Consider the following 14,959-nt stretch of genomic DNA (forward strand, 5'->3'; position numbering starts at 1 on the left):
TGTATCGTTGTCCGGAAGGCCGGTGTCCATGTCCCCTCGCCTTCGCCGCCGGCGGGCGTGTGCAGCTTTTTACCTGCAGCTTTTTATACCGGGCCGCGTATTCATCCGCGTATCGGCCCTGTGTGCGTCCGCACTGACCGACCATCACCCGTGATACGAGCGCCGTCCTTCGTCGCGCAGCCACAGGCGCAGCAGATGCCGCTTGCGCTCGGGCTCCGGATAATCGACGAAGCCCGTGCGCCGATGGCCGCAACGGCGATTGTCCACGATCTGGATCTGGCCACGCTCGAAGAAGAACTCGCGGTTCCAGCGTTCCTCGCGCATGATGGATTCCAGCGCGTCCAGCGCCTGCAATCCCAGCGGATCCAGCTCCTGCCCCGCCAGGTGATAGCCGCTGAGCGTCTGATGGCGCGACAGTTTGCAGTTCAGCCAGTCGCCGTCGTAGGTGAACAGCGGACGGCTGAGCACCATGGGATCGCCGGGATAATGCTCGCGCTGCCGGTTCGCCAGGAAAGGCTGGTACAGGCGCTCGACCAGTTCGATGGGATGCCGTTTCAGCATCTCGTTATAGACCGAATAGAAGCTGACGATGCTGTTGATGCCGCCCGCCATCGCCGGATGCAGGCAGAACAGGGCCACATAATGCGGCGGGCACAGGTTGTAGTTATTGTCCGTGTGGAAGTTCTGGTCCTTGCTGGTCGTGTCGCCACGCACCGACGTGCTGTAGGCCCGGCCCTGGTCCTTGACGTCGTAGATCATCTTGCCGTCGAAACTCTGCGCCACCGGCCGTGCCACCATCTGGCCCAGCATCCAGTAGATCGCGCGGTTTTCTTCCAGCGAATACCGTTGTACCGGCACCTTGTCCAGGATGACGAAACCCACGCCGTTCTGCAGGATATCGCGAGCGCGCCGCATCATGGCCACGCAGCGTGGCATGGCGAAATCCGAAGGCGTCAGCAGCAAGGTGGGTAGCGGATTGCGGCGCAGCGACTCGACGAAGGCATCGATCTCGGCAAGGCCTTCGTCGTCGATATGGATGATGCCGTCGTCCGCCGCCAGCGTGTCGCGATCCCAGACGATGGGCCCGCCCAGCGGCGTATCGCGTACCAATGGACGGCCTGGCGCCGATGTGTCGAGTATGGTGACTTCCTCGCCTTCGGCAAGATCCCGAGTGCGTTCAACTTGCATTTCCATGAATGCGTTTCCCCTTGGTTGCGGTTCGAGGGGAAGTATAGGAACGCGGACATTCCGGCAAAAACGAATAATTCCGTCGCGGCGGCGACGGGAAATCCGATATCCGGGATTACCAGGAGCGTTCAGCCAGGCGATAAAAAAGCCCACGGTCGCATTGCGCTCCGTGGGCCATGGACCTGCCAGGCGCGAACCGCGCCCTCATTCGGGTATCAGCTGCCAGCCCCCGTGCTGCCGGAGGTATTGAAATTCCTGATCGTGCCGTTGGCATTGAAGAAAATATTCAGGTCGCGATTCGTTTTGCGCTGCTGCGTCTGCGCGGCTGCGCTGCCGAACGAACCGGCCATACCGGACAGGTATTTCGACGCTTCGCCGAGATAGTCCTTGCCATTGACCTGATCTTCGCTATAAGACCAGTAATCGGCGCCGTTGGGCTCTTCATTCTTGTACCGCGCCTCGCCGAAGAGCTGCACCACGTCCGCCTTGGTAGTCTTGTTCGCCACCAAGTGCTGTTTCAGATACGTCATGCTCATTTTGTCTTCGCCGTTGCCGCCATTCATATTGGCGCACGCCGCAAGCGTGGAAACGAGCAACACAGCGATCATTCCGCGAAAAGACATACATACTCCTATTTAGGATTCGTCCGAATCGTAAGCGGGAGCAATTTACTTAATTTTGTTTACGTGTTGGGTAACAATCGTTAACTGGGAATTATTCAAAATTCTAGGCTCCGCCAGTCAGGTCCTCGACGGGGCGGGGATCGCGCTCTAACCGATCCCATAGCCGGCTCTCACAGCGTGCACCGTGTCAGCCCCCATTCTGCCCCATATGGCGGGCGTCGATGAAGGCCGATTCCTTCTTCAGTTGCTCCGCCAGGAAAGCCTTGAACTGGTCGGGCGATTGCGGGGGCGCCGGAAAGATATAGGCGTCGGCGAAGCGTTGCAGCAGGCGGGGGTCCTTGAGGCTTTCCTCCAGCCGGGCCGACAGCAGTTGCAGGCGGTCCGCGGGCAGGCCGGCGGGAGCGACCACGCCGTACCAGGATGTCGTGCTCATGTCCGGCAGTCCCAGTTCCGCGAACGTCGGCGTGTTCGGCAAGGCCGGCAGGCGGCTGGGCCAGGCGACCGCCAGCGGTTTCAGCTTGCCGGACGCGAAATGCGCGGCGAACAGCGGATAGATGTCCATCATCATGTCCAGCGATCCGGCCAGCAGGTCGGTGGACGCGGGCCCGGAGCCGCGGTAAGGCACGTGGACGATCTTCGTGCCGAGCTGCTCGTTCAGGTGCTCCAGCATGACATGGCCGAACGAACACGGCCCCGCGGTGCCCAGGTTGTATTTCTCCGAGCCGTCGCGCAGCACCTTGCGGAAGTCATTGAAGTTGTCCGCGGGAAAACCTTGCCGGACCACCAGGATGTTGGGCATGTTGCCCACCAGCGCGACCGGCGTGAAGCTCTTGATCGGATCGTACGGCAGCCGCTTGTTGCATGAGGGATTGACGACGTGGGTGGAGATAGTCGCCAGGCCTATGGTGTAGCCGTCGGGTTTGCTGTTGGCGATCAATTGCGAACCGATCGCGCCCCCTGCCCCACCCTTGTTTTCGACGATGACAGTCTGGCCGAGTTTCTTGCCCAGGGTGTCGGCGATGATGCGGCCCAGGATATCCGTCGGGCCGCCCACCTCGAATGGCACGACCAGCGTGATCGGGCGGTCCGGGTAGTCGGCGGCCGCCGGGCTGGCGAATTGCATCGTCATGGCCGCCAGCGCGGCGGCACAGGCAAAGCGTCGAGCATGTTTCATATTTTCCCCTTGTCGTGCCGCGCTAAGGCGGCGGATCCAAGTACTACCCGGTGGGCAGTTGCTGCAGCATCCAGGCCACGACCTGCGGCACGTACACCCGCTGCGTCGGATGGGCCGGATCGATCCAGTCCAGGTGGCCGGCGTCCTCGACCGCGATCAAGGTCTTGGGCGCCCGCGCCTGGTCGTAAAGATGCTGCGCGTGCGCGTAAGGAAACTCGTGATCCAGCCGGGAGTGAATGACCAGCAGCGGCCGCGGCGCGATGCGGTGGGCCTGCGCGTCCGGCGCGAAATCGTAGAGCGCGTCCATCGACTCGATGGTGATCTCGCTGGGTATCCCCAGTTTGGCGGGGTCGGCGGCGCGTTCCGCGCCGACCGCGGCCACCAGGCTGTCAAGCCAACCCTGATGTTGATGGCTGGACGCCTGGGTCTCGTTGTCGCGGCCCAGGATCTCCGCGCGCGGCAGACGGCCGGTCTCGCCGGTCATGACCCGGCGCACGCGATCCAGGCGGATTTCCTCCTGCCGCCGCGCCCATGCCGCGTCCGACATGCCGACGCGGCCGTAGCGCAGGCCGTTGGCGACGCCGCTGGCGCAGACCACCGCCTGGATGCGGACGTCCTCCGCGGCGGCCGTGACGGCGACGCCGCCGCCCAGGCCCCAGCCCAGCAGGCCGATACGCGCGGGGTCGACTTCCGGCTGGCATTGCAGGAAGGTGACGGCGTTCCTGACGTCCCTGACCTCTTCCTGCGGAATGATGCGGCCTGGCGTACCCTGGCTTTCGCCCAGGTTGCGATAGTCGAACACCATGCAGACGTAGCCCGCTTCCAGGAAATGAGGCGTCCAGCGGGACGGCACCCATTCCTTGATCGCGAAGCGTCCATGGCAGATCAGCACCGCCGGGCGTTTTTCCCCTTCCCGGTAATCCGGCGGCAGATGTACCGTGCCGGCGAGCTGAAATCCATCGCTGTAGAACCTGACCGACCGCTGCGACATTTCCTTGATTCCCCTGGTTCAGAAATAGAGTTTCCTGGGGTTTTCCACCAGGATCCGGCGCACCGTGGCCTCGTCGGGACACCATGCGGACAAGCCGTCCAGCAGCGCCGCCGTGTCGGGCATATATCGGAACAGGCCCACGTGCGGCCAGTCGCTGCCCCACACCAGTCTGTCCGGCGCGGCACGTATCAGCGCGCCGGCGATCGGCGCGACGTCGTCGACGTGGCCCTCCCGCGGCGACAGCCGGTATGAGCCGGACAGCTTCACATACGTCCTGCCCGCTTCCAGCCGCCGCAGCAGCATCCGGAAACCGGCCCAGCCCGTGCCCAGCTCCGCCGGGAAATGGCCCATGTGATCCAGCACGACGGGGATGGGCAGGCGATCCAGCCGCGGCGCGATATCGGGCAGCGTGCGCAGGTCGACCAGCAACTGCGCATGCCAGCCGTATGCGGCCACCCGGGCCGCGGTGCGTTCCAGCGCCTCCAGGCCCGGGCCGCCGGGGAACAGGAGATTGATGCGAAAGCCGCGCACCCCGGCGTCGTGCAAGGCCGCGATGGTTGCGTCGTCGACCCCCGCATCCAGCACCGCGACGCCCCGCCACGCCGATCCCCGTGACCGCAAGGCATCGACGAGCAGGCTGTTGTCCGTGCCGTACACGCTGGGTTGCACCAGAACCCCATGCGCCAGGCCCAGCGTGCGCAACAGGTCCGCATAGGCGCCAGGCGTGTGTTCCGCGGGGGTGTAGGCCCGATCGCGCACCACCGGATAGCGATCGAACGGCCCCAGCACATGCGCGTGGCAGTCCCAGGATCCCGCCGGGACCCGCATGGCCGGCGCCGCCGCCGGCAAGGGCGCGAGGCAGCGCGGCGCCGCCCGCGCGCCCGGCATCGATAGCTCGGTGTATTGCTCGTCCATGGCCCACCTGATCTTTCCAGGGTCGATTGTGGCGAGTATTCTGCGAAAGAAAAACCGCATGGCGCTCTATATCAGCTATGCGATTCCTCTATGGCTGGAGCAAGCAGGGCATGGACATACAGCGGCTGGATTACTTTGTGCGCGTCTGCGAGGCGGGCAGCTTCACCCGTGCCGCGGCGGAAGTCGGCCTCAGCCAGCCCAGCCTGAGCCGGCAGATCGGCCTGCTGGAACTGGAACTGGGGCAGCGCCTGCTTGAGCGCACCGGCCGCGGCGTCGCGCCGACCGAGGCCGGCCAGGCCTTGCTGCCGCACGCGCGCGGCATGCTGGACCTGGCGCAACAGGCGAAGAACCAGCTCGTCGACCTGCAGGCCCAGCCCACCGGACGGCTCAACATCGGCCTGCCGCCGCGCCTGGCCCGGTCCCTGACGCTGCCGCTGGTGCAGTTCTTTCGCAAGGAATATCCGCGTGTCGCGCTGTCGGTTCAGGAAGGCCTGACCATCCATCTGCGCGAATGGCTGATCGCCGGAAAACTGGACGCGGCCCTGCTGTTCGACCCGCCGGCATCGCCCCAGCTGGCCTGCGAGGTGCTGCTGCGCGAACCGCTGTTCCTGGTGGCGGCGAGCAGCGGGCCGCGCATCCCGGCTCGGGTACGTGCGCGCACGCTGGTCGACCATCCGCTGATTCTTCCGCCCGAGCCCAACGCGCTGCGCGTCCTGCTGGATACGGTAATGAAGCCCTACGGCCTGTTGCTGCAGCCGATCGTGGAGATCGGCTCGGCGCAGACACTCATGACCCTGGTCCGCCGCGGCATCGGGCACACGGTGCTGCCGCAAGGTGCGCTGGCGGCGTATGCGGCGGACGGCGACATCCAGGCGTCGAGAATCGGTCCCGCGCCGATCTCCAGCTGCATCGTGCTGGCCACCCCCCTCGCCCGCCCCTCCACCCGCGTGACCCGCGCCGCCATCCAGATCCTGCGGCAGCTGATGGACGCGAGCCGCACGGCTCAGCCGGCGGTCTCGGGCGAAAAGCAGAACAAGGCGGTGCGCACCGCCGCCGGCGCGCCGGGCTTGAACCAATAGGTGTCCTGGATATGCGAGGCGGTGACGTATATGACGCCATCAGGCCCTTCCGCCATGGTGTCCGGCCAGCGCAACCGCGCATCCTGCACCACGCGTTCGACCCTGTCCCCGGTCCAGCACGTGACCGCATTGTCCGACGGCGACGTCAGGTACAGCATGTCGTGCCGGCTCATCAACAGGCCATCGCTGACATGCGTTTCGCCGACCTTGCGCACGCCGGCCTCGCGCCGTTCCCTCGGGGTGTCCTTGCCCAGCAGCGCGGTATCGATGCAATACAGGCTGCGTCCGGTCAGGGCCTGCCAGTACAGCGTGGCGCCATCGTTGGAAAGCGCGATGCCGTCGGAAGCGAACATCGGCTGGCGGCCGTCGGGGCGCCGCAAGGGCGCGCCGTCGATTTCGACGACGACGTCCTTCTCCAGCTGGGTCGACGGATGGCCGGCCAGGGTGCGGTAGCTCGCGCCGCTTTCCACGTCGACCACGATGATGGCGCCTTCGGCGCCGGAATCCGTCAGATAGGCAGTCTTGCCATCCGGGCTCAAGCGCATGTCGTTCAGGTAGCTGCCCTGCCTGGCCACGTCGGGCGGCACGGGGATGACCCGACGCACGCGATCGTCCGCCAGGTCGATGCAGACCAGCTTCGGCGCGCCCGGCAGCACGCGCTCGTTGCCGGGCGCGCCCGGATCCACCACCCACAGGTTCCCGCGCGCATCGGCATATAACGCCTGCACGCATACAAAATGCTGATCCAGCGACTTCTCGAAGGCGGTTTCATTGCGCCAGGAATTCCATTCCTGGTCCGGATAAGGCCGCAGGCCGCCATCGGGCAGGACTTCGGCCACCGATATCGGGGCGTCCTCGGTCCAGCGCGGAAAGTTGACGAATATCCGGCCGTCCGGCGTGACGGTCACACCCGTCACCTGATGATCGAATTCGGCGATGGTTTTCAATGTCGGCATGGTGGCTCCCGGCTATAGGCGATCCGGGCAGTCCGCAGCACCGGCCGTGCCGGCCGCCCGGGCATGCAAGTTGCATGCTCTGCCGTCCCGATACGGAGTTCGATGATCATGGCGCAACAGGACCCTACGCCGATCGAAAGCAAGGTTGGCAAGACGATCCCCCCCGGCAAGGACATTTTTTTCGCGGCGGTACAGACCACGCGCATGCCCATGCTGGTGACCGACCCCGCGCAGCCGGACAATCCCATCGTTTTCGCGAACCAGGCCTTCGTCAGGATGACGGGGTATGCCCCGGAGGAAATCCTGGGGCGGAATTGCCGCTTCCTGCAAGGCCCTGAAACCGACCGCGAAGCGGTGGCGCAGATCCGCGACGCCGTCGCCAACGCGCGCGAGCTGTCGCTGGAGCTCATCAATTACCGCAAGGACGGCTCCAGCTTCTGGAACGCGCTTTTCATTTCGCCGGTGTATGACGAGGCCGGTAAATTGGCGTACTTCTTCGCTTCCCAACTGGACATCAGCCGGCGCCGGGATGCGGAAGACGCGCTGCGCCAGGCGCAGAAAATGGAGGCCCTGGGGCAATTGACCGGCGGCATCGCGCACGATTTCAACAACCTGCTGCAGGTCATGCAGGGCCATATCGAGCTTATCCGGCGGGGCGTGGACCAGGACGCCGTCGACACGCAACGGGTGCTGCGCAGCGTGGACAACGCGAGCCGCGCGGCCAAGGCCGCTCAAGTGCTAACCCAGCAATTGCTGGCATTCTCCAGGAAGCAGAACCTGAAAGGTCGCGTCATCAACCTGAACGACCTGATCCGCTCGTCCAGCCTCTGGTCGGACAGTACGCTGGGTGACGTCCATGCCGAACACCGGCTGGCGCCTGACCTGTGGAACGTGCGGGTGGACAGCACGCAGGCGGAAGTGGCCCTGCTGAACGTCTACAACAACGCGCGCGACGCGGTGGCACGGATGCCGGACCGGCATATCCTGACGACGACCAGCAATGTCGTTCTCGATGAAGAAGCCAGCCGCAACCACGAAGGACTGCTGCCCGGCCGGTATGTCTGCGTGGAGATCGCCGACAATGGCCACGGCATGCCGGAAGCCATACGCAAGCGGGCGCTGGACCCGTTCTTTTCCACCAAGGACGTCGGCAAAGGCACGGGCCTGGGCCTGTCCATGGTCTATGGCTTCGTCAAGCAATCCGGGGGCAGCATCAGGATCACCTCGGAAGAAGGCGTGGGCACCACCGTGGCGCTCTATTTCCCGGCGGAACAGCGCGCGCCGGAAGACCGCATGAAGCCCGTGCCCGGTCAGATGAAAGGCGGCACCGAGACCATCCTGCTGGTGGAAGACCGCGACGACGTGGCCGAATTGGGACGCGCCATCCTGCAGGATCACGGCTACCGCGTCGAGATGGCGCGCAGCCCGCGGGAAGCGCTGCGGATCCTGGAAACGTCCCGTTCGTTCGACCTGCTGTTCACCGACGTGATCATGCCGGGCGGCATGAACGGCGTCATGCTGGCGCGGGAAGCCAGGCGGCTGGTGCCCGGACTCAAGGTGCTGCTGACCACGGGATACGCCGACAATTCGATCGAGCGCACGGACATGGGCGGATCCGAATTCGAAGTGATCCAGAAGCCTTATCTGCCGGACGATCTGATCAAGAAGGTGCGAAGGATTATCGAAGGGCCGACGGGCGTCAGTTGAAGCCTGCCCCTTAGCGCCGGCTGCGCTTCTTCGTCCTGAGCGGGCGTGGGTAAGGCCACGGCGGCCCTTCGATGGGCGGCATCATGACGGTGCTGATGACCGGCCTGGGCTGCGCTTCACGCCGTGCGGCGTCGCGCTGGCGTATCGCCAGTTCGCGCCTGACCGAAGGTTCGGCTTCCAGCACGACGCGCATATTCGTCAGGCATATCGACGCCTGGTAATCGATCTGCTGGTCGCGCAGGCGGCCGATCAGATCGTAGGCATCGACCAGCCGGCCATGCAGGCGCGCGATCTCCCAAAGCAGCCGACGTACTTCGGGACAGGGATTCGCATCCCACAACGCGCGGAGCTCTTTATGGAAGAGCGCTGGATAGCGTGACATCGGCGTGGAAAAATACTGTATGAATAACCAGTATATACGCGGGATTTCGCCTGGCCATGCGCTTATCCGCGTTGATTTTGAAGGTCACGCAACGACGCGGCTTTCCAGCTCATCCTAGGCCGCTGGGTACAATCGCCACACGCCCGGGCCCCGCGCACTCTGCCCAGCCGCGCCGAGCCCACGATCCGGAGCACATCATGATCAGACGGCTCTTTCTCCTGCTGCCCGTGCTTCTGTGCGGCGCCGCGCAAGCCGGTGAGTCCCTCCAGTCCGGCAAGGAAAACACCCCGATGGAAAAGCCACTGCAATACCAGGTCCGCATGAACGTATCGCGGGCGCTGGCCGATGCCTATCGCACGGGACGTGACACCCCCGCGCTGGACAGGTTGCGCGCCGCGCTGAGTGCGCAGCACGCGACGTTCACGTCGCAGTACGACGCCTTCGCCAGCTATGTCGCGCAGGCGGAAAAGGACGGCACGCAGGACTATCCGCTGTACCAATGGACGCTGGATACGATCCGCGATCCCGCCAAGCAGGCGAAGTACCAGCGCGTGTTCACGGTGTACGTGAATGAGCAGGAAGTCTATGGCGAGCCCGCCGCCGACGCGGTGGTGGCGGAGCTGTCCGCGCTGGGAACGACGGCTGGCATCGAAAGCATCAGCAAGCTGGACACCAATCCGGCCAACAGCCCGCAACCACCGCAGGCAAGGTAGCTCTCCCGCGGCCCTCCGTCCGCCGGTTCCTACGCCTTCAGGTCGATCTCCAGCCGGATGGCATCGCCGCGGTAAGTCACTTCCGCGTAATAGATGACCTCGCCCGCGGCGTCGTGGAATATGCGCGCCACGTGGGCGACCGGCGCGTCCTTGGCGATATGCAGCAGCGACGCGGTTTCGGCGTCCGCCGTCCCGATGGTCAGCGTCTGGTGCGCGCGGGCGATCCGCACACGCGGCAGCTCCAGCATGACCGGGATCACCGCGCGCGAGCGGAATTTCTCCGGCGCCAGGCTGAAAACGGAATGCGCCACGTAAAGGGCGATCACGCAGTAGGCGCGGCCGTCGTTCATGTGCAGGCGCCGCATATAGGCATAGCCTTCTTCCCGGCCGCCGCCTACCGGCAAGGGCCTCGCCGTTTCGTCGATGGCCAGTATGACGGGCGCCAGGCTGCGATAGGTTTCCCCCAGTTCGCGCAAGGAGCTTTCCAGCGGCGCGGTCCGGATGGGACGCACCGTTTCGGTCACGAAGGTACCCTGGCCGCGGTGGCTGGCCAGCAGGCCTTCGGCCACGAGCAACTGCACCGCCTGGCGGGCGGTCAGCCGCGCCACATCGAAGGTTTCCGCGAGCTGCTGCAGCGAAGGCAGCGCGTGGCCAGCCGGCCATTCGCCTTTTTCGATGCGGCGGCGCAACTGGTCCGCCACGGCGACGTAGCGCGGAATCGGCCCCGCGGAGATGGGTTGACGATGGGGTTGACGGTGTACAGACATATATAAGTCTAGTATTATGTACTTTTAGATTTCAAGGGGGTTTGCGTGGATTTCTTCCAAATCGCCAAGCTGGAAACCTTCGTGCTGCGCGTGCCTTCGGATCCCCCGGTGCGTACTTCCTTCGGCATCATGCACGACCGGCCGGCGGTGCTGGTGCGCGTCAGCGACGCCGACGGGCACCACGGCTGGGGCGAAGTATGGTGCAACTTCCCTGCCGTGGGAGCCGAGCACCGGGCCCGCCTGGTCGACAGCTGCATCCGCCCCTTGCTAAGCGGCCGCACCTGGTCTTCACCAGTGGAATGCTTCCAGTCATTGAGCGACAGCGTGCGCATTTTAGCGATCCAGTCGGGCGAGCCCGGCCCGCTGGCGCACGCCATCGCCGGCGTGGACACGGCGATCTGGGACCTGCTCGCCCGCCGCGCCGGCGTGCCCGTGTGGAAACTGCTCGATCCGCGGGGCCAGGCGACGATCTCGGTGTATACGTCCGGCATCAATCCGGATCATCCGGAACGGATCGCCGAAGCCAAGGCGCGCGAAGGCTATACGGCGTTCAAGCTGAAGGTCGGCTTCGGCGACCAGCGCGACGTCGACAACGTCCGCGCACTGCGCGACGCCATGGGTCCAGGGGCCACGTTGATGGTCGACGCCAACCAGGCCTGGACGCCCGCGCAAGCGGAAGCGATGGCGGACAAGATGGCGGCCTATCGCCTGGAATGGCTGGAAGAACCCTTGCCGGCGGATACGCCCTGGGAAACCTGGCGCGCATTGACCGACAAAGCCCCGCTGCGCATCGCCGCCGGCGAAAACCTGCGCGGCGCCGCCGCCTTCCAGGCCGGCATGGAGCAAGGCGGACTGGCGGTCGTGCAGCCGGACCTGGGCAAATGGGGCGGCTTCAGCGCCTGCCTGCCCGTGGCCCGCGCGGTCCTGGAACGCGATCGCTGGTTCTGCCCGCATTGGCTGGGCGGCGGCGTCGGACTGACCGCTTCCATGCACCTGAAGGCCGCCGCCGGCGGCGCCGGCTATGTGGAAGTCGATTCGAATGCCAACCCGCTGCGCGACCTGCTGATGCCGGAAGGCCATGCCGTCCGCGACGGCCAGGTGACCTTGCCGGACGTCCCCGGACTCGGCGTCGAGCCGCCGCTCGATCGCCTTGCGCCCTACATCGTCGCGTCGCATGGGGGCTGACGTCATGACCTCGGGCAAGATCGTCATTTCGGAATTCATGGATGAAGGCGCCGTGCAGCGCCTGGCGGCCGCGTTCGAAACCACCTATCGGCCGGGCCTGTGCGAGCAGCCGGATGAACTCGCCGCCTTGCTGGCCGATGCCGATGCGCTGATCGTCCGCAATCGCACGCAGGTCAACGCGACGCTACTGGCCAGGCAGACACGCCTGAAGGCGGTCGGCCGGCTGGGCGTGGGGTTGGAAAACATCGATCTGGCGTACTGCCGCGCGCAAGGCGTGGACGTATTTCCGGCCATCGGGGCGAACGCCGGCGCCGTCGCGGAATACGTCGTCTGCACCGCCATGATGCTGCTGCGGGGCGACGCCTATCTCGCCACCGGCGAAGTCGCCGCGGGGGCGTGGCCCCGCCCGCGCCTGGTGGCTGGCCGCGAAATCGCCGGCAAGATGCTGGGCATCGTCGGCCTGGGCTCGGTGGGCCGCGCCACGGCGGCGCTGGCGCGCGCGGTGGGCATGCGGGTATGCGCCCACGATCCGGCGCTGGACGCCGGCCACGACGCCTGGCGGGACGTCGTCCGCCATGCGGATCTCGACGCGCTCATGCGCGCAAGCGATGCCGTGTCCGTGCACGTGCCGCTGGTGGACGCGACGCGCGACCTTATCGACGCCCGCCGGATCGCCCTGATGCCGCCCGGCGCCGTATTGATCAACGTCGCCCGGGGCGGCGTCGTCAACGAGGCCGCGCTGGCCGATGCGCTGCGGCGCGGCGGCCTCGCGGGCGCGGCCGTCGATGTTTTCGAAAACGAACCCCTGCCCGCGGACTCCGTCTTCGCGGGCATCCCCAACTTGATCCTGACGCCCCATATCGCGGGCGTCACGGCCGAGTCCAACGTACGTGTGTCTTACGCCATCGCGGACGCCATCGCGCACAGACTGCGCGCCTAGGCCAACCGCCACCCTGAGAGGAGATGAACAGAATGAAAATCGCAGCATGGATCGCCAGCGGCCTGCTGGCCCTGGGCATGGTTTCCGGCGCCCAGGCCGCGGACTGGCCCGATAAGCCCGTCAACCTGATCGTGCCCTACCCGGCGGGCGGCGGCGTCGACCCCGTGGCGCGCCTGGTAGGGCAGAAATTGTCCGAACGCTGGGGACAGCCCGTGATCGTGCAGAACAAGGCTGGCGCCAGCGGCTCCATCGGCGCGGCCTATGTGGCCCGCTCCAAGCCCGACGGGTTGACCATCATGATGTCGGCGACCGCCGAGGTGGTGATCAACCAGTACATCATGCAGCAGATGCCCTATGACCCGGAAAAAGACCTGGTTCCGGTCACCCTGGCGGTGCGTCTGCCCTTCGTGCTGGTCACCCAACCCAACGCGCCCTATTCCAATGTCGCCGAACTGGTGGCCTACGCCAAAAAGCATCCCAACACGCTGACCTACGCGTCGTCGGGCAACGGGACGCCGCAGCATCTTGCCGCGGTCCTGCTGGAACAACTGGGCGGCGTGAAGCTGACGCACATCCCCTACAAGGGTGTCGCGCCGTCGATCAGCGCGCTGCTGGCGGGCGAGGTGAACATCGGCTTCGTCGGCCTGCCGACCGGCCTGCCGCACATCCAGTCCGGGCAACTGAAGGCCTTGGCCGTCTCCGGACCGAACGTCGCCGCCGCGGCGCCCAATATTCCGCCGGTCGCGCAGACGCAGGGCCTGGAAAAGTTCGACCTGACGCAGTGGTTCGGCGTCTTCGTTCCCGCCGGCACGCCGGACGATGTCGTCAAGCGCATCCAGCAGGATGTCGCGGCGGTGCTGCAGATGCCCGACGTGCGCAAGGTCCTGGTCGCCCAGGGCGCCGAGCCCAGCGGCATGCCGACCGCGGACTTCCGCGCCTTCGTCGATAAGGAACGCAAGAAGTTCGCCGACATCGTCAAGGCGGGGAATCTGTAAACCGCGGACATCCCCGCGCTTATACTGGCCAGAGTGAACCGGCCTCCCATCGCGCCGCCGTGCGCTGGGAGGCCGCGTCGTTTCCAGTCCCAGATTCCCGCGGTGGATTTCTTCATGCAGTTTCGACCAGATCCACGCGACGGCATGGCAATGCCGGACGGCGCCACGTCCGGCCAAGGTGTCCAGCCGCGTTCGTCCATTACGCCGAAGGAAGGACGCGCGGCGCCGCCGGCCGATTTCGATTGGAACGAGGACAGCGCAAGCGCGCGGGCCGCCCGCGCGCTGCTGGACGAAGGCGCGTCGCCGCACACGGTGGCGTCATACCGCGCGGCCGTGCGCTATCTCGCGGCCTGGCACGAACAACGGCTGCACGCGCCGTTCGCGCTACCCGTACCGGTACGGACCGTCGTGCTGTTCATCACCGATCACACGCAGCACAGCGGCGACACCGGCTTGATGCATGGGCTGCCCGCCGACGTGGACGCGGCCCTGGTGGCCTTGCGCGTCAAGGCCCGTCCGGGTCCCTTGGCACTGTCCACCATCCAGCATCGCCTGGCCGTGCTTTCCGAAGCGCACCGCACGCGCGATCTGCCGAATCCCTGCCGCAGCCGGGCCGTGCAGACCCTGCTGGCGCGCACCCGCGCGGCCTACGCCAGGCGCGGCGTGCGGCCGTCGAAGAAGCCCGCGCTGACCCGGGAACCCCTGGAGCAGTTGCTGCACACCTGCGACGAGTCGCTGATCGGGCTGCGCGACCGTGCCCTGCTGCTGTTCGGCTGGGCCAGCGGCGGGCGGCGGCGTTCGGAGATCGTCGCCGCGCGCGTGGAGGATCTGCAGCGTACGCAGGACGGCTATGTCTATGTACTGCGCCGGTCCAAGACCCGGCAGGAAGGCGCCGATCATGCGGACATGTACAAGCCTGTGGCGGGACGCGCGGCGCGGGCCCTGGACGCCTGGCTGCGGGCCGCCGGCATCGCGGCCGGGCCGCTATTCCGCCGCGTACGCCGCGGCGGCACGGTGTGCGACGAAGCGCTCACCGGCGAAGCCGTGCGGCGCATCGTCAAGCAGCGTTGCGCGGCGGCCGGCCTGGACGAACACTACGCCGCCCACAGCCTGCGGGCCGGCTTCGTCACCGAAGCGGGACGCCAGGGCGTGCCGCTGGCCGAGGTCATGGCGATGACCGGCCACGCCAGCGTCAATAGCGTGATCGGCTATCACCGCGCCGGCGCCGCCCCGACGCTGCGCGCCGCGCGGCTGCTGGAACCGGACGGGGAATAGGCGATGTGGAACCGGCGTTGGGGAACGGACGTTGCCAAATAAATGCCGCCCAAAAATGCCGCCCAAAAA

15 protein-coding genes are annotated in these 14,959 nt (G+C 66.1%); 7 read left to right on the forward strand and 8 right to left on the reverse strand.

Going from position 1 to position 14,959, the window contains the following annotated elements:
• Positions 1 to 144: 144 nt before the first annotated feature.
• The 5 genes from CAL26_RS14455 to CAL26_RS14475 all read right to left on the reverse strand — a co-directional run bounded on the left by CAL26_RS14455 (position 145) and on the right by CAL26_RS14475 (position 4,891).
• A complete protein-coding gene (locus tag CAL26_RS14455; protein WP_094847583.1) occupies positions 145 to 1,194 on the reverse strand; it encodes a TauD/TfdA family dioxygenase in 1,050 nt (349 codons plus the stop codon).
• Positions 1,195 to 1,403: 209 nt separating this feature from the next.
• The gene (locus tag CAL26_RS14460) at positions 1,404 to 1,811 is read right to left on the reverse strand and encodes a hypothetical protein (protein ID WP_143277433.1); all 408 of its coding nucleotides are present in this window, start codon (positions 1,809 to 1,811) and stop codon (positions 1,404 to 1,406) included.
• Positions 1,812 to 1,998: 187 nt separating this feature from the next.
• Positions 1,999 to 2,985 (reverse strand): tripartite tricarboxylate transporter substrate binding protein BugE, encoded by a 987-nt coding sequence (locus CAL26_RS14465; RefSeq protein WP_094847585.1) that lies wholly within the window; start codon positions 2,983 to 2,985, stop codon positions 1,999 to 2,001.
• Between the two features lie 43 nt (positions 2,986 to 3,028).
• Positions 3,029 to 3,976, reverse strand: a complete 948-nt coding sequence (locus CAL26_RS14470; RefSeq protein WP_094847586.1) for an alpha/beta hydrolase — start codon at positions 3,974 to 3,976, stop codon at positions 3,029 to 3,031.
• A gap of 18 nt (positions 3,977 to 3,994) precedes the next feature.
• Positions 3,995 to 4,891 (reverse strand): amidohydrolase family protein, encoded by an 897-nt coding sequence (locus CAL26_RS14475; protein ID WP_256988435.1) that lies wholly within the window; start codon positions 4,889 to 4,891, stop codon positions 3,995 to 3,997.
• A gap of 77 nt (positions 4,892 to 4,968) precedes the next feature.
• Between CAL26_RS14475 and CAL26_RS14480 the strand changes: the two genes are divergently transcribed.
• Positions 4,969 to 5,970, forward strand: a complete 1,002-nt coding sequence (locus CAL26_RS14480; protein WP_256988436.1) for a LysR family transcriptional regulator — start codon at positions 4,969 to 4,971, stop codon at positions 5,968 to 5,970.
• On the opposite strand, the gene CAL26_RS14485 is transcribed toward CAL26_RS14480, so the two are convergent.
• Positions 5,895 to 6,926: an L-dopachrome tautomerase-related protein gene (locus CAL26_RS14485; RefSeq protein ID WP_094847587.1), complete on the reverse strand. Its 1,032-nt coding sequence runs from the start codon at positions 6,924 to 6,926 to the stop codon at positions 5,895 to 5,897. The two genes, CAL26_RS14480 and CAL26_RS14485, sit on opposite strands and share 76 nt — an antisense overlap.
• Before the next feature lie 108 nt (positions 6,927 to 7,034).
• On the opposite strand from CAL26_RS14485, the gene CAL26_RS14490 reads away from it, so the two are divergent.
• Complete coding sequence (locus CAL26_RS14490; RefSeq protein ID WP_094849881.1) at positions 7,035 to 8,633, forward strand: histidine kinase famiy protein; 1,599 nt, start codon at positions 7,035 to 7,037, stop codon at positions 8,631 to 8,633.
• Between the two features lie 10 nt (positions 8,634 to 8,643).
• Here CAL26_RS14490 and CAL26_RS14495 read toward each other — a convergent pair whose 3' ends face one another.
• On the reverse strand, positions 8,644 to 9,015 hold the full coding sequence (locus tag CAL26_RS14495; protein ID WP_143277434.1) for a hypothetical protein: 372 nt from the start codon (positions 9,013 to 9,015) through the stop codon (positions 8,644 to 8,646).
• Positions 9,016 to 9,212: 197 nt separating this feature from the next.
• On the opposite strand from CAL26_RS14495, the gene CAL26_RS14500 reads away from it, so the two are divergent.
• The gene (locus CAL26_RS14500) at positions 9,213 to 9,728 is read left to right on the forward strand and encodes a hypothetical protein (protein WP_306437097.1); all 516 of its coding nucleotides are present in this window, start codon (positions 9,213 to 9,215) and stop codon (positions 9,726 to 9,728) included.
• A 29-nt stretch (positions 9,729 to 9,757) separates the two neighbouring features.
• On the opposite strand, the gene CAL26_RS14505 is transcribed toward CAL26_RS14500, so the two are convergent.
• Positions 9,758 to 10,495, reverse strand: a complete 738-nt coding sequence (locus CAL26_RS14505) for a GntR family transcriptional regulator (RefSeq protein ID WP_094847590.1) — start codon at positions 10,493 to 10,495, stop codon at positions 9,758 to 9,760.
• Positions 10,496 to 10,540: 45 nt separating this feature from the next.
• Here CAL26_RS14505 and CAL26_RS14510 point away from each other — a divergent pair, with 45 nt between their 5' ends.
• From CAL26_RS14510 to CAL26_RS14525, 4 genes are all read left to right on the forward strand, one after another.
• Positions 10,541 to 11,680, forward strand: a complete 1,140-nt coding sequence (locus CAL26_RS14510) for a mandelate racemase/muconate lactonizing enzyme family protein (RefSeq protein ID WP_256988437.1) — start codon at positions 10,541 to 10,543, stop codon at positions 11,678 to 11,680.
• 4 nt (positions 11,681 to 11,684) lie between these two features.
• On the forward strand, positions 11,685 to 12,620 hold the full coding sequence (locus CAL26_RS14515; protein ID WP_094849882.1) for a hydroxyacid dehydrogenase: 936 nt from the start codon (positions 11,685 to 11,687) through the stop codon (positions 12,618 to 12,620).
• A 32-nt stretch (positions 12,621 to 12,652) separates the two neighbouring features.
• On the forward strand, positions 12,653 to 13,615 hold the full coding sequence (locus tag CAL26_RS14520; protein ID WP_179283365.1) for a Bug family tripartite tricarboxylate transporter substrate binding protein: 963 nt from the start codon (positions 12,653 to 12,655) through the stop codon (positions 13,613 to 13,615).
• A gap of 282 nt (positions 13,616 to 13,897) precedes the next feature.
• Entirely contained in the window at positions 13,898 to 14,890 is a 993-nt protein-coding gene (locus tag CAL26_RS14525) for a site-specific integrase (RefSeq protein WP_094849883.1), read from the forward strand.
• The last annotated feature ends 69 nt before the right edge of the window (positions 14,891 to 14,959 follow it).

The organism is Bordetella genomosp. 9 (assembly GCF_002261425.1).
Taxonomy (GTDB): Bacteria; Pseudomonadota; Gammaproteobacteria; order Burkholderiales; family Burkholderiaceae_B; genus Bordetella_C.